Source organism: Deinococcus yavapaiensis KR-236 (genome assembly GCF_003217515.1).
GTDB classification, from domain to species: domain Bacteria; phylum Deinococcota; class Deinococci; order Deinococcales; family Deinococcaceae; genus Deinococcus_A; species Deinococcus_A yavapaiensis.
On the sequence record NZ_QJSX01000006.1, the window covers coordinates 215,384 to 233,924 of the forward strand.

Genomic DNA, 18,541 nt, shown 5'->3' on the forward strand with positions numbered 1-18,541 from the left:
CGCAAGTTTAGAAAGGACCTTCATGACGCGTGTGAGAACTTTGAGGAGCGGTTGAAGAAGCTTCATCGTCGCGAGGAGCGAGTGTGATAAATTCTGTGACAGTTCTGCAAGAGTCTATGTGTAAACTGAGGGCGCTATGATTGAGCCTTCACTCGCCCTCTACGGCGAGGCATTCGACCGCGTCGAGCAACTCCTGACCGATCTCTTGACGGCGACGGGCGTCCGATACTGTCTGATGGTCGACCGTAAAGGCTTCGTGCTGTCCCACAAGGAAGCGTTGTGGGCGCCCCGCCCACCCGCCCTCGACTCCATCGCCACCCTCGTCGCGGGAAACGCCGCCGCGACGGGCGCCCTCGCCGGAATGCTGGGCGAGCGGACGTTCAGCGAACAGATCCACCAAGGTGAGAAAGGCGTGCTGTACGTCGAGAGTGTCCTCGACAAGGCGCTTCTCGTGCTGATCTTCGACTCGAGCGTGCCGCTCGGGAAAGTCAAGCTGTACACGAAAAAAACCATCTCGCAACTCTCGGATATCCTGTCCGAAGTCGGCGACGCTCCCAAAATCGAATTCGACAAGGGCTTCTCGGACAGCGCCGGTGCCCTCCTCGACGACTTGTTCGGTTAAAAGCCCCTCGGTCGCGCACCCTCGAAGCGACCTGTTCTCAAGGAGTGAAGCATGAGCACGATCAACTTCGCGGCACGCGAAATCAACTGCAAAGTCGTCTACTACGGCCCCGGCATGTCAGGCAAGACGACCAACCTCAAGCACGTCTTCGGCAAGATCCCCGAGCACCTGCGCGGAGACATGGTGTCGCTCGCGACGGAAGACGAACGCACGCTGTTCTTCGACTTCCTCCCGCTCGACCTCGGTTCCGTCCAAGGCTTCAAGACGCGCTTCCACCTCTACACCGTTCCGGGCCAAGTATTCTACAACGCCAGCCGCAAGCTCATCTTGCGCGGCGTGGACGGCATCGTGTTCGTCGCCGACTCCGCTCCCAACCGTTTGCGCGCCAACGCCGAGTCGATGCGCAACTTGCGCGAGAACCTCGTGGAACACGGCATCAACCTCGCCGAAGTGCCCCTCATCCTTCAGGTGAACAAGCGCGACTTGCCGAACGCCTTGCCTCTCGCCATGATTCAGGCGGTGCTCGATCCGCGCCGTCAACTCCCGATCTACGAAGCGGTCGCCGACAAGGGCGACGGCGTCTTTGAAAGCCTCAAGGCGGTGTCGAAGCTCGTCCTCGAGCGATTGTCGCAACCCAAGTGAGCGGCGCTGTATGAGCCCCGCGTTCGACGAGCGGAGACGACCAACGTCTCCGCTCGCTTGCCTTGCGCCGAGGTGACTTCATGCCTTTGACCTTCTCCCTGCTCGAAGAGACGTTCGCCGTGAGCCGCCTCGATCCGACCGACGCCGTGCCGACGTGGGCGATCTCGGGCGCGTTCTTCACTGTCAGCCGCTCGTCCGACGAATTGTCGGTTCTTTGCGAGGCGGACCTCGTGCCGCCCGACGTTCGCTCCGAAGGAGGTTGGCGCGCCTTGAAACTCCACGGGCCGTTCGACTTCGCCCTCACGGGCGTCCTCGCGTCGATACTCGCGCCGCTCGCGCAAGCGGGCGTCGGGATTTTCGCCGTGTCCACCTTCGACACCGACTTCATTTTGGTGAAGGCCGAACGACTCGACGACGCCCTGAGCGCCTTGCAGAGCGCGGGTCACGCGCTCGCGAGACGCTGAAACGCCAAGCGGGTCGTCAGCGGCGAAAAGCCCGAGCGCAGCACGTTGCGCTCGGAGTCGCTGCCAGGCGACGTCATCACGAACGCGAACCGCGCGCCTCGTGAACGCGCGTGCTGAAGGCGCGCTCGCAAAAGAGAGGTTTGAGCGCCTCGGCCACGCAGCGCGGGTCGCGTCGCCGCCGAGAAAAGCACCGCGTGCTGCCCGCGCACGCTCAAAGCGCCCGCCGACGCCGCCACCCCGTCCACGTCGCAAATCCACAACGTCGTTTCGGGTCGCTTCGCCGTCAACGCCATGATGGGCCGAGACTCGGCGCCAAAACCGTCCACAGCGACTTCCAACCACTCGTCGGCGGGCGCGACGCGGCAAGGCGCGCCAGGAACGCCGAGCGTGTCGTCCAACGTGCGGGCGTGCAGGTGTAACAGGCCCACGAGTTGATACGAACGCTCGGCGAGGCTGCGCAGCACGGCGGGATGCACGAACGAGAACGCCGTGACGAACGGCGTCACGCCTCGCGCCTTCAGGAAGTCCTCGCAAGAGGCCAGCGACCGCGCGTTGTCCTGTGGCGTGCCGGGGCCGCGCCCGTGCCACAAGCCGAAGTTGATGGGGGAGGGCTCCCCGGCGTGATACACCGTGACGGGCCCTAAGGTCGCGGTCGTGCCCGACGCGACGGTGTAGAGCCCCAAGTGCCAAGCTTCGAGCCGTTCGGCGGCGAGGGCGAGTTCGGACGCGAGCATGACGCAGGCTACGCCGCGCGCGTGAAGCGACGCATCCGCCAATCGGGGTATCGTGAAGCTCATGACGTACACGACGATCGCCGTCACGACGGGCGAGATCGCGCACCTTCGCCTCGCGTCCAAGCGCGGCTCGCTTCCCCCCGAGTTCTGGGAGGAGTTGCCGCGCGCCCTTCAGGAGCTTCGAGGAAGCCGCGTTCTCGTCATCACCGGGGAGGGCACGGACTTCAGCGTCGGCCTCGACCTCGTGCGAACCGCGCCCGTCCTCGCGGGCGTCCTGCGAAACCGAACCGACTTTCTCGACCTCGTCGGCGTCATGCAAGGCGCCGTGGAGGCCCTCGCTCACTTTCCAGCCCCCACGATCGCCGCCGTGTCGGGTTGGTGTATCGGCGCGGGCGTGGAACTCGCGGCCGCGTGCGACATACGCCTGAGCTCGGCAGACGCGCGCTTCACCTTGCCGGAAGTCAAGCTCGGCATCGTCCCCGACCTCGGCGGTCTCGGTCGCCTGCCGCACCTGATCGGCGAGGGGTGGGCGCGGCGCCTGGCACTGACGGGCGAGACGATCGACGCGTCCCGAGCCGAGCGCCTCGGACTCGTCAGCGAAGTGTTCGAATCTCGCGAAGCGGCCCTGGAGGAAGCGTCGCGACTCGCGCGCGACATGACCGCCTGGCCCTCAGCGACGTTGCAGGGCGTCAAGTTCGCCATGAACGCCCGCCTCGACGCCGACGTGCGCGCCCACTACCGTGACACGGGCGGTTGGAACGCTGCGTACCTCGATCCCGCGAACGTCAAACTTCCAAAGTGAATGCCCAGAGGTAACGACATGACCGTATTCAAAGAAGACTTGTTGGCAGGCAAGCACGCCCTCATCACCGGGGGTGGCAGTGGCATCAACTTCGGCATCGCCCAGTTGTTCGCGGCGCACGGCTGCGCCGTGACGCTGCTGGGGCGCAACCTCGAGAAGGCGCAAAGCGCCGCGCGTGACATCGAGAGGTCGGGTGGGCGGGCGATGGGGGTCTCGGCGGACGTGCGCGACTTCGCCGCCCTGCAAGCGGCTGCAGAGCGGGCGGTGGAAGCGTTCGGGCTCCTCGACATCGTGATCGCCGGGGCTGCCGGAAACTTCCCCGCTCCGGTCGACGGCATCTCCCCCAACGGCTTCAAGAGCGTCGTGGACATCGACTTGCTCGGCACCTTCAACACCGTCAAGGCGGCGGCGCCGCACCTGAAACTGCCCGGCGCGAACATCGTGGCGATTTCCGCGTACGGCGTGCCCGTTCCGATGCAAGCGCACGTCGTCGCCGCGAAGGCGGGCGTGGACGCCCTCGTGCAGACGCTCGCCGTGGAGTGGGGCTTGCGGGGCGCGCGCGTCAACGCGATCATTCCCGGCCCGATCGACGGAACGGAAGGCATGGCGCGCCTCGCGCCCGACGAGCGCACGAGAAGGCAGTTCACGCGCACCGTGCCCCTGGGACGCTTCGGATTGCCGGTCGACATCGCCAACGCCGCCCTCTTTCTCGTGTCGGACGCGGCGAGTTACGTCACGGGCGCGATCCTGCCCGTGGACGGCGGACAGAACATGCTCGGCGGGGCTCCGCAGTACCAGATGATGCTGGCCTTGCAAGAGCAGGCGGGAAAGCAGGACTGACGTGACCTACACGCGTTTCGAAGTCGTCGACGACATCCTGCGCGTCTGGGGTGAGTCGGACGTGCTGGAAGTCTCGATCGCGCACGAAGGCGTCGCGCGCGTTCGCTCCGCTCCCCACGCCCGCGCGAACCTCGTCTCCTTTCCCAAGTTGCCGCGCAAGGACTCGTTCGCCGTCGTGGGCGGCGAACGTCAACGTCTCACCGTGGACGACGACGATGACCGCCTCACGGCGAGCGGCGGCGGGCTCAACTTCTCTTTGGACTTGCGCGCGGGTTCGTGGACGGTGACGAACGAAAGCAGGCAGGTGCTCGTCGAGGCCCTCTCGACGACCGGCGATCCGCAGAGCCTGCTGCACAAGTCGACCTTCTCGCTCGGCGCTCCCGGGGGCGCGGCGTACCTGGGGTTCGGCGAGAAGGTCGGGCCGATGGACAAGCGCGGCCTGCGCTTCACCTTCTGGAACACCGACGCCTTTCAGCACCACACCGACAGCGATCCCTTGTACGTCTCCATTCCCTTCACGACGGTCTTGCACGAAGGGCGCGCGACGGGCTTGTTCCTCGACGAGTCGTGGCGCAGCGAAGTCGACGTCGCTCGTGAGCAAGTCGACCGCCTCACGTGGACGAGCGCGGGCCCGGAACTCGATTTGTACGTCATCGCCGGACCGACCCCGGCCGACGTGCTGAGGCGCTACACGGACCTCACGGGCCGCCACGCCATGCCGCCTCTGTGGTCGCTCGGCGCGGCCCAGTCACGTTGGGGATACGAAAGCGCCGCGGACGTCCGAGGCGTCATCGAAGGCTACCGCTCGCGCGAACTGCCGCTCGACGCGGTGTACGTCGACATCGACTACATGGACGCCTACAAGGTGTTCACTTGGGACAAGGCGCGCTTTCCCGATCCCGCCGACCTCGCCGACGAGGCCTTGACGCGCGGCGTGCGCCTCGTCCCGATCATCGATCCTGGCGTGAAGGTCGAGCCTGGCTACCACGTGTACGAGGAAGGCAAAGCGCTCGACGCCTTCGTGCGCGACTCGCGCGGCGACGTTCTCGTGGGAGAAGTCTGGCCCAATCCCGCCGTGTGGCCCGACTTCACGCGCGAGGACGTGCGCGAATGGTGGGCGGGGTACTTCCAGGGCCTCGTGGACGTCGGCATCGTGGGCGTGTGGAACGACATGAACGAGCCCGCCGCGTTCAGCATTCGCGGTTCGGGCAGCCACCTCGGCGACATTGAGCGCTCACGCGGCTCCATCGAAGGCAAGACGCTGCCGTACGACGCGCGGCATGGAACGCGCCGACACCTGGAGGTGCACAACGCGTACGCCCTCGGAATGAACAACGCGGCGCGGCGAGGCTTTCAAGCGGCGATGCCCAACCACCGTCCCTTCCTCGTGTCGAGAAGCGCCTTCGCGGGCATTCAGCGCGACAGTGCCGTGTGGAGCGGCGACAACACGTCCGCTTGGTCGCACTTGGAACTGTCGGTCACGATGCTGTGCGGCCTCGGCATGTCGGGCGTCGGGCACGTCGGGGCGGACGTCGGCGGTTTTCTCGGGCACTCGTCACCCGAGTTGCTGCAGCGCTGGTATCAAGTCGGCGCGTTCTACCCCATGATGCGCAACCACTGCGTCGTGGACGGCCGCGATCAGGAACCTTGGCGGTTCGGCGAGGCCACGGTGGAAGTCGTCCGTTCGGCCCTTCGCGTGCGCTACCAACTGCTGCCCTTGCTGTACACCTTGATGCACGACTTGACGAGGACGGGACTGCCGCCCATGCGGCCCCTCGCGCTGCACTTCCCGAGCGACGTGCGCGCGACTCGCTGCGACACACAGTTTCTGTTCGGCGAGGACGTCCTCGTCGCGCCGATCACTCGGGCGGGCCATCGTCAAAGGCTCGTCTACCTGCCCGAAGGCCGTTGGCTCGAAATTCCGAACTTCGAGCGCGGCGGCGTCACCTTCGACGGCCCTGCGGACGTCACCGTTCAAGCCGACGAGCGCACCATCCCGCTGTTCTTGCGCGCGGGCGGCGCGATTGCCCTCACCGAGCCCGCTTTGCACACCACGAGCGCGAATTGGCGGTCGCTCACCTGGCACGTTCACGCCGCCGACTCCATCCGTGGCCACCTGTACGAGGACGCGGGCGACGGGTACGGCGAATCGCGAGAAACACGACTGACCGGCGGCTTCCAAAGCGGGGCCTTGCGCCTCCGCCGCTCCGTGACGGGTGACCTGCCGCTCGAACGCTCGACCGAAACGATGGTCGTGTACGGATTGGGCAACGTCGCGCGCGTCGAAGGCGCGCAGCGCTGGTCGTTCGAGAACGGCACCTTGCACGTAACGGTCGGCGCGACTTGGAGCGAGGTGACCGTCACGTCGTGACCGAAGCGGAAGGCGCGGATCTGCCCTTCGCGCCCTCCGCTTCGCCCGCCCGGTCACGCCTTCAAAAGCTCCTGCTCCCGCTCGGCGCTCATGCCCGCGCGGCGTTCGGGGCTCGTGCGCGTGACCGTCCAGCCGTGCACGCTTCCCACGGTGTCCTCGACGTCTCTCGGCGTGAAACCGGCGGCTTTGGCGCGTTCGTTCGAAACGTCCATGAGGCCGCGCTGCTCGGACGCGCTCGGCACGAACATCGGCAGGTCGTTCCACGTGACTTCGTTTTGCTGCAAGAACGGCACGTCCTTCCACTCCAACGTCGGCGTCACGCCGAGGGCGCTCGCGGCGCGGCTCAGGAACTCGTCGAAGCGGAGCGCGTCGCCGCAGACGTTGAAGGCGCCCGAAACGCGCTCTTCGACGGTGTGCAAAGTGAACGCGGCGAGATCCCGGGCGTCCACGAATTGAATGAGGTCCGAGCCGTCGCCGGGCGCGAGAATGGGCAGACCGCTCGCCGCGTTGTTCGCGAGCCGCTCGACCCAGTACGTGAAGCGGTCCGTGGGGTCGAAGGCGCCCGCGACGATGTCGGGCCTGATCATGGAGCAGCGGTCTCCGTACACGTCGCGCACGGCTTGCTCGCACAAGACCTTGAGGCCGCCGTACGTCTCGCCCGTGATTTGCTCGACGGTCTTGTCGGGAAGGTCGATCAGTGGACTGTCCTCGGTAATGGGCGCTTCGCTGAAGTCGGCGTAGACGCTCACGGTGGAGATGAAGGCGTAAAACGAGACGGACTCGCGCAACTGCTCGGCGCTCGCCCGCACGATGCGCGGCACGTATCCGCTGACATCGATGCAAGCGTCCCACGTTCGTCCTTGAAGAGCCGAGAGGTCGCCGTCGCGGTCGCCGCGCAGACGCTCCACGGTTTCGGGCAAGTCGTCGCGTCCTTTGCCCCGCGTGAAAATCGTGACGTCGTGCCCACGGTCGAGCGCCGTGAGGACGATGTGCTTGCCGACAAATTGCGTGCCGCCGAGAATCAAAAGTCGCATGCGTTCATGACACCACGCTCGCGCGAAAGTCGGCCATTTGGCGTACTTGGCGAGGTGCCGTATGCTGACCGCCATGAAGGTTCGCTGGACGAAGCGCGCGGTGCGCCTCAGAATCGACGATCTCGAACTCGCCGCCTTGCAGCGCGGAGAGACGTTGAGAGAGGAAGTGAGGCTGGTGGGCGGCGCGTGGTCCATGTCGCTCACGGTCGGGGGAAACGCCGATTTGGCAGCGCGAGGCGGAGACTTCGTGGCGGTACTGAGCGCCGACGAGTTCGCGTCGCTTTGCGATGAAACTCGGGAAGGCGTGGAACGTGAAGGCGCTCCGAAGCTCCTCGTGGAGAAGGACTTTCTGCCCGCGCACGGCAGCGGCGCTTGAAGCGGACTCGACGGCGGCTTCGCCTCAGCGCTGCTCGTCCCCGTCGAAGCGGGAAAGCAGCGCCGCTTGCGTTTGCGGACGTCCCCACAAGTAACCTTGCACGAGGTCGCAACCGGCGCTTCGCGCGAGTGAAAGCTGCTCGGACGTCTCGACGCCTTCCGCCGTGACTTCCAAGCCGAGGCTGCGGCCGAGCGCCGCGACGCCGTGCACGAGCGCGCGACTCTTCGGAGTGGCGTCGCTGCTCGCTCCTTGCAGAAACGATCGATCGATTTTGAGGCCGTCCAGCGAGAAGCGCCGCAGGTAGCTGAGGCTGGAGTAGCCCGTGCCGAAATCGTCCATCACGATACGTACGCCGATCGCTTTGAGGGACGCCAGCATGTGCGAGGCGGTCTCGGGCGAGGCCATCAGCAGACTTTCGGTGAGTTCGATCACGAGTCGAGAGCCGCTCAAGCCTTGGCGTTCGAGCGCGGCGGCGACACGGTCGGGCAAGTCGTGCTGCTCGAATTGACGAGCGGAGACATTGACGGCGACGCGCATGCCGCTCGGCCACTGTGTCGCGTCGTAGCAAGCGCGTTCCAGCACCCACGCGCCCACCTTGTCGATGAGTCCGAGCGCTTCGAGGACGGGGACGAACACGCTTGGCGCGACGTCCCCGAGGGCGGGGTGATGCCAACGTAACAACGCCTCGGCGCCGACGGGAGCGCCGCTCAGCGAGAAGTACGGTTGATAGACGACGTCGAACTCGCCACGTCCGAGCGCGGCGTGCAAGGCGCTTTCCAGCGCCAGCCGTCCCGCGCTTTCCAAGGCGTGCGCTTCATGCACGGCGACGTCAAGGTGGCGGCGCTTGGCACGGTACATCGCCGCGTCCGCGCGCCTCAGCAAGGTGTCGGCCGAGTTCGCATGGTCGGGGTACAGGCTCAGGCCGATGCTGCCTCCTACGACGACGCTTTGATGCTCCACCATGAACGGTTCGCGCAGAGCGCTCGTGAGTTGACGCGCGGTGTGTACGGCCTCGCGTTCGTCCTGCACGTTCGGCAGCACGATCAGGAATTCGTCGCCGCCCATGCGTGCGAGCAAGGCATCGTCGGGCAGACTCGGTTTGAGGCGCCGCGCGACGTTGGTGAGCAAGTGGTCTCCGGCGCGGTGCCCGAAGGTGTCGTTGACTTCCTTGAAGCGGTTGAGGTCCAGTAGGCCCACGGCGAGGCGCGGTCCGCGTCGATCGCGCGTGCTCAGCAAGTCCTCGAGTCGTCTCATGGCGGCGCTTCGGTTGGGAAGGCCCGTCAAGGCGTCCTCGTACGCGAGTTGCCGCAGACGCGTCTGACTTTCCGCACGTTCCAGCACGACGGACGTGAAGGCGGCGAGTTCTCGCAAAATGCGTAAGTCCGCTTTGAGGGCGGGCCACGGTTGGGCGCGGTACCACACGAAGGTTCCGCGAATCTCCTGGTTCGCGTCGAGGATCGGCGTGACCCACACGGCGCGCAAGCCGTAGCGCCGCGCTTCGTCCTCGCTGCGGGCGGTGAGCGGATGCGAGCGTAAGTCGGTCACGACGATCGTGGCCTTGCTGTAGGCGCTCGCGCCGCTCGGTCCGCCGCTCGGCGAGATGGGCGCTCCGTCGGTCGCGCGTACGTACCCGGCCGACAGTCCCGGTGCGGCGGCGTACCACAATCGTTCGTCTCGTGCGAGAAGCACCGCGCCCGTCACGTCGGGCAGCCAGCTTTGCACGACCCGCGCGAGGGCGGCGAGCGCTTCGTCGCGCTCGCCGCGCCCCGCGAAATCGAGGGCCGAGGTGCGGCCGCGCTCCAAGGCTTCGAGGCGCTTTTGGGCCGTGATGTCTCGCAACACGGCGACCCAGTGCGTGCAACTGCCGATCTCGTCGTGAATCGGCGTGAGGCTGACTTCCGCCCAGAAGTCCGGACCGTTTTTGCGTTGCAGCAGCAATTCGCCGCGCACCGGGTAGCGCGAGCGGATCGCTTCGCGGAAGCTGGCGCGCGCCGTACGGTCGGGTCCGCTTTCCGCGTGAATCGGCAGGGGCCGCCCGACGACGTCTTGAGGCGACCATCCGAACAGCGCCGTGAACGCCTCGTTGACGAAGACGATGCGCGGGCCGACGTCCTCCGTGACAGTGCCTTCCGTGACGATGATGACGTCCCCGACGCGCCGCATGGCCGATTCGAGGATACGAAGGTGGACCTCGAAGTGCCGTTGCTCGGTGATTTCCTGGCCGTACCCGACGAGGAAAGCGACGGCGCCGTCGGAATCGACGACGGGCACGACGTTGCGGCGATGGTGGCGAACGACGCCGTCGCGTGTGAACAGTGTTTCGTCCCAAGAGACGGCTCTGTGCTCGGTCACGGCGCGTCGCAACCACTGGGTTCGCCTCTCGGCGATCGAGACGTCGAAGCCGCGCTTGTGGCAGTATTCCGCGTCGTTCTTCCCGACGATCCACGCGCGCACGTCGGGACTCGGGATGGCGGCGGGATTGACGTACAGATAGCGGTAGTCCGTGTCGAAGATGGCGAAGTCGAAGGGCAACGCGTCGAGGACTTGCGTGGAGAGCGAGCCGGGATCGAAGGGGGAAGCCTCCGAGCGCAGCAGGACGCGGTAGGTTTTCGGCGTGTCGCCGAGCTCGTCGAGGGTGACGAGGTGCCCGACGCGCCAGGTGTCGGCCTCCTCGCCGGAACGCACGACGAGTTTGAGCGCCGCCGTATCGACCGAGCCGTCGCTCCCGTCGGGCGTGAGGACGAACAGTTGGTCTCCTGGAACGGACGCTCTGGTCACGGCAAGTACCGCACGCGTTGGGCGTGTGTTACATCATGCCGCATTCTCGGCGGCTTGTGGGGCCGTTTCGTGCACGTCGTCGTCCAGAATGCGCCACAAACCGATCGCGGTGAGAGTGCCGATGACGAGCAGGACGAGCCAGGGCGCGGCCGGAAAATGGGCGCGCTCGCCGAAGTCGTACAAGGCGCCGCCGAGGACGTTGCCGATCGCGCCGCCCACACCCAGCGAAAGCGCTCCGAAACCGAAGTACGCTCCGAACAGGCCGCGCCTCGCGAGGCGCGCGGTGAGCGTCTGCTGGGTCGGCACGGCGAGCATGCCCCCGAAGCTGGTGAGGGCGACGCACAGCAGCAAGGTGACGAAGCTCGGAGAAATCGCGATCAGCCCCAAGCCGACAGCGCTGCTGGCAACGCCCGTGACCAAGATGCGCCGCGCGCTGTAGCGTCGCTCCAAGAAGCGCAGCAGAGGGTACTGCAGCAAGGCGGCGAGCCCCGCGTTCACGAGGTAGATGGCGGCGACGCCGCCTTCGCCGCGCAGGGCCGTCGCCTTGAGGGTGACGGCGACGTTGAGCTGGGTGCTGAGGATGAAGTACCCGCTGGCGAGCAGCGTGAAGCGCACGAAGCGGGCGTCGGTCGCCGCGAGCTTGATGCCGCCGAGACCCGCCTCGGGCGACGAGGCGGCGGGAACTCTCGGAAGGGTCGCCGCGATGAGGACGAACGCGACGAGATAGACACTTCCGGCGGCGGCGGCGACGAGTCGGAAATCGTACGAGGCGAGAAGGGCGCCGACGAGTGGCCCGACGACCATGCCAAGGTTGCCGAAGACGCTCATGATCGAGAAGGTTCGCGCGCGTGTCTCGGGGGTGGTGAGGGCGCTCACGGCGGCGTTCTTGGGCGCGTCGAAGAGGCTGCCGCCGATTCCGGCGAAGATGGCCGCGCCGAGCAGGGCGGGGAAGGTCGTCGCCCATCCCATCACGGCGAAGCCGAGGGCCCGCAAAACGCATCCCCACAAGATGAGGCTTCTCGGACCGAGCTTGTCGGCGAGGGCGCCGCCGAGCACGGTGAGGCCTTGCTGCGTGAGCTGCCGCGCGCCGAGCACGACGCCGATGGAGGCGGCCGTCCAGCCGAGATTGGCGACGTAATGAACGCTGACGAGGGGAATGATCAGAAAGAAGCCGCCCCACATCAGGAAGTTCGTGAAGGTGAGGGCGCGGAGGGCGGTGGCGGCGGACGACACGCTCCGCAGTGTACCCAGTCCTCGCCCACCGACCTGTCTAGTTCGGTTTCCTTCGGCGAGCTGCTTCGAGCGATTCGTCTAGGCAATTGCCGTGGACGGGACAAGTACGGCTCCACATACTGTTCGTACTTTCACAACTTCGTTTCGCATCTCGCTTCACGTCAGGCCGTTCGCACTCTTCATCCAGCCAGAGAACAGTACGCGTTCTGACGCGCCCCGTTCGCTTTCCCACTCCCGACGCCTGCCTTCTTTCGAAGACAGGAGAGTAAGCTCGAAAGAAGCACCCGAAGCGCCGCCCGAAGGAGGCCCTATGACGATCGAGAATGTTTTGCACGAAAACCGCCGCATCGCTCCGCCCGCCGACTTCGCGGCGAGCGTGAAGTGGACGAAGGAAGCGTACCTGCGCGAGTACCGACGCTCCCTGGAGGAGCCCGACGCCTTTTGGAGCGACGTTGCCAACGAGCTAACGTGGTTCACGCCCTGGACGCGCGTCCTCGATTGGCAGGCGCCGCACGCGAGGTGGTTCGTCGACGCCACGACCAACGTCGCCTACAACGCCCTCGACCGCCACCTCGCCGCGAAGGGCGACCTCACCGCGATCGTCTGGGAAGGCGAGGACGGCGTCGTCACGCGCACCACGTACCGCGAACTGCACGCCCAAGTGTGCCGCTTCGCCAACGCCCTGTCGTCCATCGGGGTCTCGAAAGGCGACCGCGTCACGATCTACATGCCGCTCGTCACGGAAGCCATCGTGGCGATGCTGGCGTGCGCGCGACTCGGCGCGATTCACTCGGTCGTCTTCGGCGGGTTCTCGTCGTCCGCGCTGTCCGAGCGCATCAAAGACGCGGGAGCCAAGGTGCTCGTCACGGCGGACGGTGGCTTGCGCCGTGGCTCGGCCGTGTCGCTCAAGGCGAGCGCCGACACGGCCTTGCAGAACGCCTCGAGCATCGAGAAGGTCGTCGTCCTCAAACGTCTCGGCACGGACGTCGCCATGCAAGAAGGGCGCGACGTGTGGTGGCACGACCTCGTGGAAGGACAACCGAGCGAGCACCAAGCCGTGCCCGTCGATTCCGAGCATCCACTGTTCATCCTGTACACGTCGGGCTCCACGGGCAAGCCCAAAGGTGTGCTGCACACGACGGGCGGCTACATGGTCGGCGCGTACCTCACCATGGGCGCCGTCTTCGAACCGAAAGACAGCGATCTCTTCTGGTGCACCGCTGACATCGGCTGGGTCACGGGGCACAGCTACGTCGCCTACGGCCCGCTTCTCAACGGCGCGTCGATCTTCTTGTACGAAGGTGCGCCGAACCATCCGGACATGGGCCGCTTCTGGCAGATGATCGAGCGGCACAACGTCACCATCCTCTACACCGCGCCGACCGCCATCCGCTCGTTCATGCGAGCGGGCGACGAGTTCCCGAACGCCTACGACTTGTCCAGCTTGCGTCTGCTCGGCACGGTCGGCGAGCCGATCAATCCCGAGGCGTGGATGTGGTACTACAAGACGATTGGCAAGGAACGCTGCCCGGTCGTGGACACATGGTGGCAAACCGAGACGGGCACGATCATGCTCACGACCTTGCCGGGCGCCTTCGACGCGAAGCCTGGAAGCGCCGGCCTTCCCATGTTCGGCGTGGCGCCCGACATCGTCACGGCCGACGGCCAGCCGCTCGGACCGGACGAGGGAGGCTTTCTGATTTTGCAGCGCCCCTGGCCATCGATGCTGCGGACCGTCTACGGCGACGACGAACGCTACAAGAAGACGTACTGGGGCGAGTTGCCGGGCATGTACTTCGCCGGAGACGGCGCGCGACGCGACGCGGACGGATACGTGACGGTCGTCGGGCGCATCGACGACGTTCTCAACGTGTCCGGCCACCGCCTCGGGACGATGGAGGTCGAAAGCGCCCTCGTCGCCCACCCCGCCGTGGCAGAGGCGGCCGTCGTCGGACGGCCCGACGAAGTCAAGGGCGAGGCGATCGTCGCCTTCGTGACGCTGCAAGCCGGAGCGACTTGCACCGACGACGACTTGCGCCGTCACGTGGCACGTGAAATCGGCGCGATCGCGCGGCCCGACGAGATTCGCTTCGCCGAGGCCCTGCCGAAGACGAGAAGCGGCAAGATCATGCGCCGCCTTCTGCGGCAAATCGCTTCCGGGCAGGAAACGAGCGGCGACACGTCCACCTTGGAGGACGCGTCGGTCCTGGACAAGCTGCGCCGCTCGCCGGGCGTCACTGGAAACTGACGCGTTCATGCGCCGTCCCCTCACGCCGCTCGACCTCGCGCGGCGCGCCTTCAAGCTGTTCGCCGCCCGCCCCGCCGTCGAGCAAGGAAGCGAGCGCTTCTCTTACGCGGAGTTCGGCGCGCGCACCTTCCGCCTCGTCCGCGCCCTCGCCGCGCGGCGCATCGGGCGCGGCGATCACGTCGCGCTGCTCGCCTTCAACACGCACGAAGCGCTCCTCGCCTACCACGCCGTGCCCTGGTCGGGCGCGACGCTCGTGCCGCTCAATCCGCGCCTCAGCGAGGAGGAGTACGCTTTTTTCCTCGCGCACTGCGAAGCCGAGCTGCTCATCGTGGACGCCGCCCTACTGCCCAAAGTGGCGGACGTTCGCGTCTCCAAGTGGGTGATTGGCGAGGAGTTCGAAGCGCGCCTCGCCGATCAGTCGCCAGCGAGCCTTTCGCTGCCCGTCGACCTCGACGAGGACGACGTCATCACCGTGAATTACACGTCGGGCACGACGTCCGACCCCAAGGGTGTGATGCTGACCCACCGAAACGTCTACTTGCACGCCCTCGGGCTGATGTACCACCTCGACCTCCGCCCGACCTCGGTGTACCTGCACACCTTGCCGATGTCGCATGCGAACGGCTGGGGCGGCGTGTGGGCCGTGACGGGCGCCGGAGCGACGCACGTCACGACGTCCGAGACGGCCACCGAGATCGTCGTACGTGACGTCGAACGGCACGCGGTCACGCACCTCAGCGCCTCTCCGACTGTTCTGAGGACCCTCGCCGATCCCGTGACCGCTCGGCGAGCGCCACGTCCCATCACCGTGACTCTCGCCGGAAGCCCGCCGCACGCGCGCTTTCTCGCCGACCTCATGGACCTCGGGTACCGCCCGCTGCACGCGTACGGGCTCACGGAGACGTCGCCGCTCGTCACCTTCTCCGACGACACGCCCGACGTGCGCGACCACAGCGTTCAAGAGCGCGCGGAGACGTTCGCGCGGCAAGGCTTCGAGTCGGTCACGGCGGGCGAGGTGAGCGTGCTCGACGAGCGCGGCCTGCCCGTACCGAACGACGGCGAGACCCTCGGCGAGGTCGTCGTTCGCGGCCCGACCGTCATGAAAGGCTACTTCAAGAATGACGCCGCCACACGGCGCGCTCTGCGAGGAGGCTGGTTTCATACCGGAGACATCGCCGTCCTTCACCCCGACGGCCGTCTGCAAGTACGAGACCGAGTCAGCGACATCATCGTCACGGGCGGCGAACGCCTCAGCAGCGTCGAAGTCGAAGGCGTCTTGTATCTGCATCCCAGTGTTCGCGAAGCGGTCGTCGTGGGCGCTCCGCACGCCACGCTTGGCGAAGCTCCGATCGCCTTCGTGTCCCTTCACGCCGGATCGAACGTCGAAGCGCGCGATCTCGTCTCCTTCGCGTCCTCGCACCTCGCCGCGTTCAAAGTTCCGCACGACGTCCGTCTGTTGTCCGACTTGCCCAAGAACCCCAACGGGAAATTCCTCAAGCATGTTCTTCGCGCCCAAGCACGGACGGTCGCGGGCTGAGCTAGGAACTCGCTCAGCCCACGACCGCCCACGCCTTGTAAACTCTTCTTCCGGCTCGGGCCCGCCTTGCCCGATTGCCAAAAGGAGCGCGCGCATGTCACGCAACTTCACGTCGAAAAACCTCCAGTACTTCGACTTCATCATGGGCGCGTTCGCCGTGACGCTCGTCATCTCGAACGTCGCGTCCACGAAAGTCGCCACTTTGAACCTCGGGGCTCTCAAGCCGGTGTTCGACGGGGGCACGTTCCTCTTTCCCCTCACGTACATCTTCGGCGACGTCCTCACCGAGGTGTACGGCTTCAAGCGCGCGCGGCGCGTGATCTGGTTCGGCCTCGCCATGAACTTGCTGGCGAGTCTCACCTTCGCCCTCGTCGGCTGGCTTCCCACCGACCCGAGCAGCCCCACGAAAGGCGCGTTCGAGACCGTCCTCGGCTTCGTGCCGCAGATCGTCCTCGCGAGCACCCTCGCGTTCTTCGTCGGCGAGTTCCTGAATTCCACGGTGCTCGCCAAACTCAAGGTCGCCACGAACGGCAAGTGGCTGTGGACGCGCACGATCGGCTCGACGTTGATCGGACAGGCCGCGGATACGCTCACCTTCACCCTCATCGCGTTCGGAATCGGTGCGAACGCCCTCCCGGCGAGCGTCTTGTGGAGCATCATCGCGTTCAACTACGCGTACAAAGTCGGACTGGAAATTCTCCTGACGCCCTTGACGTACCTCGTCGTGAATTTCTTGAAGCGCGCCGAGCAAGAAGATCACTTCGATCGCGGCACGAAGTTCAATCCGTTCGGCTTGAGCGTGGAACGCTAGGAGGACGTCGTGCGCTCCACCTTCCCGATTCTGCTTCGCGACTTCCTGCTCGCGTTCGTGGCGCTGTTCCTCGTGTTCACGCTGCTGAGGTACTTCGGCTGGCTGAACTTCACCGGAACGCGCGGCGATCTGATCGCGTCCATGCGCGCCGAGATCTTGCCGTCCTTGCTGTGGGGGCTCGCGTACGCCGCGTTGCGAGTCATGCGCAAACGTTGACGAGACGACGCGGGCGAAGAGGGACAGGTGCCCGCCGCGGGGCGTGCTAGCTTACACTTCGTGAACCTCAAGCGATTCGTGACCGGCCTCGCCTTGACATTGCCGCTCGTGCTCAGTGCGTGCGGCAGTCGCGATATCCAAGGCGTGAAAACCTTCGACTTCAAGAGCGGTGAGCACAAAGCCGGCCCTATCAGCTATCCCGAGACGCCGCCGGCGGGCGGTCCGCACAACCCGACTTGGCAAAACTGCGGCGTGTACGACCGTCCCATTTACGACTTTCTCGCCGTGCACGCCTTGGAGCACGGCGCCGTGTGGATCGCGTACCGCCCCGATCTCGCGAGCGAGGACGTGGACCGCCTGCGCACGCTCGTGGACGGACGCCTCAAGACCCTTCTCGCGCCTTACCCCGGCTTGAAGTCGCCGGTCGTGATCACCGCGTGGAACAACCAACTCGCCGTCGACTCCGCGTCCGACGAGCGCCTCAAGGCATTTCTCGACAAGTACGAGGACGGCCCTCAAACGCCCGAGCGCGGCGCGGCCTGCACGAACGGTTCGTCCGAGACGCGCTGACGTGAGCGACTTCGCCAGTCGCTCTTTCGATCTCGCCGCCGCCCGCGAAGCTCTGCGCTCTGCCCGCCGCGTCGCCGTCCTCACCGGGGCGGGCGTGAGCGCCGAAAGTGGCATCCCTACCTTTCGCGACGCCCAGACGGGCCTTTGGGCCCGCTTTCGCCCTGACGATCTCGCGTCACCGAGCGCGTATGCCCGCGATCCGCTGTTCGTGTGGTCGTGGTACAAGGAACGCTACGAGGTTTGCGCGAAGGCCTCGCCGAACGAAGGGCACGTTCGCTTGGCCGAGATGGAGCGTGACAACGCGGGCGGCGTCACCGTCGTCACGCAGAACGTGGACGGTCTGCATGTGCGAGCGGGCAGCAGGAACGTCGTGGAAGTGCACGGCAACCTCACCACGAGCCGCTGCGAACGCTGCGGCAACGTCGACCCCCTGCCGCCTCCGGACGCCTTCGACCTTCCACCGCACTGCTCGAAGTGCGGTTCGCGCGCCCGCCCGAACGTCGTGTGGTTCGGCGAGACGCTGCCCGAACTCGCTTTGGAGCGCGCCTACCTCGCCTTCGAGGAAGCGAGCGTCGCCCTCGTGATCGGCACCAGCAGCGTCGTGTATCCCGCCGCCGCCCTGCCCGAAGTCACGCTGCACCGCGGCGGCGTCCTCATCGAAATCAATCCCGAAGAGACGCCCCTGAGCCGCAAAGCGCACCTCAGCCTTCGAGCGACGGCGTCGGAAGGCTTGCGGGCCTTGACCGCCGAACCTCGCACGAACGGGTGACGCGCTCCGCGCTTCCCGACGTCAACCCAACTCGTGGTACTGCCCGCGGAAGTACAGCAGCGGATCGTCGTCCGTGTAACGGCTGTACTCGATCTCGCCGAAGAACAAGACGTGGTCGCCTCCTTCGACTTCCCGTTCCTTGCGGCAGACGAGCTGCGCGATCGCGCCGCCGATGAGGGGGAGACCTTCGAAATCCACCCACGGGACTTCGAGGTCGCCGCCGCGCCGAGCGAAGTGATTGCTGAGTTCACGTTGAGCGGCCGAGAGGATGCTCACGCCGAATCGGTTCGTGTCCTTCAGAGCTTGCAGCATCGCCGCCTTGTGGTCGACGCTCACGAGGATGAGGGGCGGCTCCAAGGACACGCTGAGAAATGCGCTGGCGGTCATGCCGCGCCGCTCTCCCTCGGAAGACGTCGCGGTGATGATCGTGACACCGCTCGCCCAGCGGCCCAGCGTCTGACGAAACTCGTGAGGAGGAATCGACATGAAGGGAG

18 protein-coding genes are annotated in these 18,541 nt (G+C 66.1%); 13 read left to right on the forward strand and 5 right to left on the reverse strand.

All coding sequences use genetic code 11. The features are described 5' to 3' along the window. Positions 1-136: 136 nt before the first annotated feature. From mglB to DES52_RS09725, 3 genes are all read left to right on the forward strand, one after another. On the forward strand, positions 137-622 hold the full coding sequence (mglB, locus tag DES52_RS09715; protein WP_110886603.1) for a GTPase-activating protein MglB: 486 nt from the start codon (positions 137-139) through the stop codon (positions 620-622). 51 nt (positions 623-673) lie between these two features. Further along, positions 674-1,264: a GTPase MglA gene (gene mglA, locus DES52_RS09720; protein ID WP_110886604.1), complete on the forward strand. Its 591-nt coding sequence runs from the start codon at positions 674-676 to the stop codon at positions 1,262-1,264. Positions 1,265-1,344: 80 nt separating this feature from the next. Further along, on the forward strand, positions 1,345-1,728 hold the full coding sequence (locus tag DES52_RS09725; RefSeq protein WP_110886657.1) for an ACT domain-containing protein: 384 nt from the start codon (positions 1,345-1,347) through the stop codon (positions 1,726-1,728). Here the strand turns inward: DES52_RS09725 and DES52_RS09730 are convergent. After that, positions 1,707-2,462 (reverse strand): GNAT family N-acetyltransferase, encoded by a 756-nt coding sequence (locus DES52_RS09730; RefSeq protein ID WP_170130980.1) that lies wholly within the window; start codon positions 2,460-2,462, stop codon positions 1,707-1,709. The genes DES52_RS09725 and DES52_RS09730 overlap by 22 nt on opposite strands. Before the next feature lie 61 nt (positions 2,463-2,523). Between DES52_RS09730 and DES52_RS09735 the strand changes: the two genes are divergently transcribed. Genes DES52_RS09735 through DES52_RS09745 form a run of 3 tightly spaced genes read left to right on the forward strand, consistent with a single transcriptional unit; the run spans position 2,524 to position 6,475 of the window. After that, positions 2,524-3,264 carry an enoyl-CoA hydratase-related protein gene (locus DES52_RS09735; protein ID WP_110886606.1) on the forward strand — a complete coding sequence of 247 codons (741 nt, stop codon included), beginning with the start codon at positions 2,524-2,526 and terminating at the stop codon, positions 3,262-3,264. A gap of 18 nt (positions 3,265-3,282) precedes the next feature. Continuing rightward, positions 3,283-4,104, forward strand: a complete 822-nt coding sequence (locus tag DES52_RS09740; protein ID WP_170130981.1) for an SDR family oxidoreductase — start codon at positions 3,283-3,285, stop codon at positions 4,102-4,104. A 1-nt stretch (position 4,105) separates the two neighbouring features. Then, positions 4,106-6,475, forward strand: a complete 2,370-nt coding sequence (locus DES52_RS09745; protein ID WP_110886608.1) for a glycoside hydrolase family 31 protein — start codon at positions 4,106-4,108, stop codon at positions 6,473-6,475. Between the two features lie 53 nt (positions 6,476-6,528). Here DES52_RS09745 and DES52_RS09750 read toward each other — a convergent pair whose 3' ends face one another. Next, positions 6,529-7,509: an NAD-dependent epimerase/dehydratase family protein gene (locus DES52_RS09750; protein WP_110886658.1), complete on the reverse strand. Its 981-nt coding sequence runs from the start codon at positions 7,507-7,509 to the stop codon at positions 6,529-6,531. 73 nt (positions 7,510-7,582) lie between these two features. On the opposite strand from DES52_RS09750, the gene DES52_RS09755 reads away from it, so the two are divergent. After that, positions 7,583-7,885: a DUF7009 family protein gene (locus DES52_RS09755; RefSeq protein ID WP_146237242.1), complete on the forward strand. Its 303-nt coding sequence runs from the start codon at positions 7,583-7,585 to the stop codon at positions 7,883-7,885. A gap of 24 nt (positions 7,886-7,909) precedes the next feature. Here the strand turns inward: DES52_RS09755 and DES52_RS09760 are convergent, their stop codons facing one another. Together DES52_RS09760 and DES52_RS09765 are read right to left on the reverse strand one after the other, a co-directional pair. Next, a complete protein-coding gene (locus DES52_RS09760; RefSeq protein WP_110886610.1) occupies positions 7,910-10,663 on the reverse strand; it encodes a sensor domain-containing protein in 2,754 nt (917 codons plus the stop codon). Positions 10,664-10,696: 33 nt separating this feature from the next. Further along, positions 10,697-11,896 carry an MFS transporter gene (locus DES52_RS09765; protein ID WP_245900883.1) on the reverse strand — a complete coding sequence of 400 codons (1,200 nt, stop codon included), beginning with the start codon at positions 11,894-11,896 and terminating at the stop codon, positions 10,697-10,699. A gap of 310 nt (positions 11,897-12,206) precedes the next feature. Here DES52_RS09765 and acs point away from each other — a divergent pair, with 310 nt between their 5' ends. The 6 genes from acs to DES52_RS09795 all read left to right on the forward strand — a co-directional run bounded on the left by acs (position 12,207) and on the right by DES52_RS09795 (position 18,047). Beyond that, a complete protein-coding gene (gene acs / locus DES52_RS09770) occupies positions 12,207-14,144 on the forward strand; it encodes an acetate--CoA ligase (RefSeq protein WP_110886612.1) in 1,938 nt (645 codons plus the stop codon). A 7-nt stretch (positions 14,145-14,151) separates the two neighbouring features. Then, positions 14,152-15,681, forward strand: a complete 1,530-nt coding sequence (locus DES52_RS09775; protein WP_110886613.1) for an AMP-binding protein — start codon at positions 14,152-14,154, stop codon at positions 15,679-15,681. Positions 15,682-15,775: 94 nt separating this feature from the next. After that, a complete protein-coding gene (locus DES52_RS09780) occupies positions 15,776-16,492 on the forward strand; it encodes a queuosine precursor transporter (protein ID WP_110886614.1) in 717 nt (238 codons plus the stop codon). Between the two features lie 9 nt (positions 16,493-16,501). Continuing rightward, entirely contained in the window at positions 16,502-16,708 is a 207-nt protein-coding gene (locus tag DES52_RS09785) for a hypothetical protein (RefSeq protein ID WP_110886615.1), read from the forward strand. Between the two features lie 60 nt (positions 16,709-16,768). Continuing rightward, on the forward strand, positions 16,769-17,278 hold the full coding sequence (locus DES52_RS09790; protein ID WP_245900885.1) for a thioredoxin-like domain-containing protein: 510 nt from the start codon (positions 16,769-16,771) through the stop codon (positions 17,276-17,278). Position 17,279: 1 nt separating this feature from the next. Continuing rightward, positions 17,280-18,047: an SIR2 family NAD-dependent protein deacylase gene (locus DES52_RS09795; protein ID WP_110886616.1), complete on the forward strand. Its 768-nt coding sequence runs from the start codon at positions 17,280-17,282 to the stop codon at positions 18,045-18,047. Positions 18,048-18,068: 21 nt separating this feature from the next. On the opposite strand, the gene DES52_RS09800 is transcribed toward DES52_RS09795, so the two are convergent. Continuing rightward, positions 18,069-18,533, reverse strand: coding sequence for a flavin reductase family protein (locus tag DES52_RS09800; protein ID WP_110886617.1), 465 nt, complete (start codon positions 18,531-18,533; stop codon positions 18,069-18,071). Positions 18,534-18,541 lie beyond the last annotated feature (8 nt).

Bases quoted from the DNA above. Each gene is read 5' to 3' on its own strand.
- DES52_RS09725 (WP_110886657.1), top strand. From the start codon at position 1,345: ATGCCTTTGACCTTCTCCCTGCTCGAAGAGACGTTCGCCGTGAGCCGC.
- DES52_RS09730 (WP_170130980.1), bottom strand. From the start codon at position 2,462: ATGCTCGCGTCCGAACTCGCCCTCGCCGCCGAACGGCTCGAAGCTTGG.
- acs (WP_110886612.1), top strand. From the start codon at position 12,207: ATGACGATCGAGAATGTTTTGCACGAAAACCGCCGCATCGCTCCGCCC.
- DES52_RS09755 (WP_146237242.1), top strand. From the start codon at position 7,583: ATGAAGGTTCGCTGGACGAAGCGCGCGGTGCGCCTCAGAATCGACGAT.
- DES52_RS09735 (WP_110886606.1), top strand. From the start codon at position 2,524: ATGACGTACACGACGATCGCCGTCACGACGGGCGAGATCGCGCACCTT.
- DES52_RS09750 (WP_110886658.1), bottom strand. From the start codon at position 7,509: ATGCGACTTTTGATTCTCGGCGGCACGCAATTTGTCGGCAAGCACATC.
- DES52_RS09780 (WP_110886614.1), top strand. From the start codon at position 15,776: ATGTCACGCAACTTCACGTCGAAAAACCTCCAGTACTTCGACTTCATC.
- DES52_RS09775 (WP_110886613.1), top strand. From the start codon at position 14,152: ATGCGCCGTCCCCTCACGCCGCTCGACCTCGCGCGGCGCGCCTTCAAG.
- mglA (WP_110886604.1), top strand. From the start codon at position 674: ATGAGCACGATCAACTTCGCGGCACGCGAAATCAACTGCAAAGTCGTC.
- mglB (WP_110886603.1), top strand. From the start codon at position 137: ATGATTGAGCCTTCACTCGCCCTCTACGGCGAGGCATTCGACCGCGTC.
- DES52_RS09800 (WP_110886617.1), bottom strand. From the start codon at position 18,533: ATGTCGATTCCTCCTCACGAGTTTCGTCAGACGCTGGGCCGCTGGGCG.
- DES52_RS09740 (WP_170130981.1), top strand. From the start codon at position 3,283: ATGACCGTATTCAAAGAAGACTTGTTGGCAGGCAAGCACGCCCTCATC.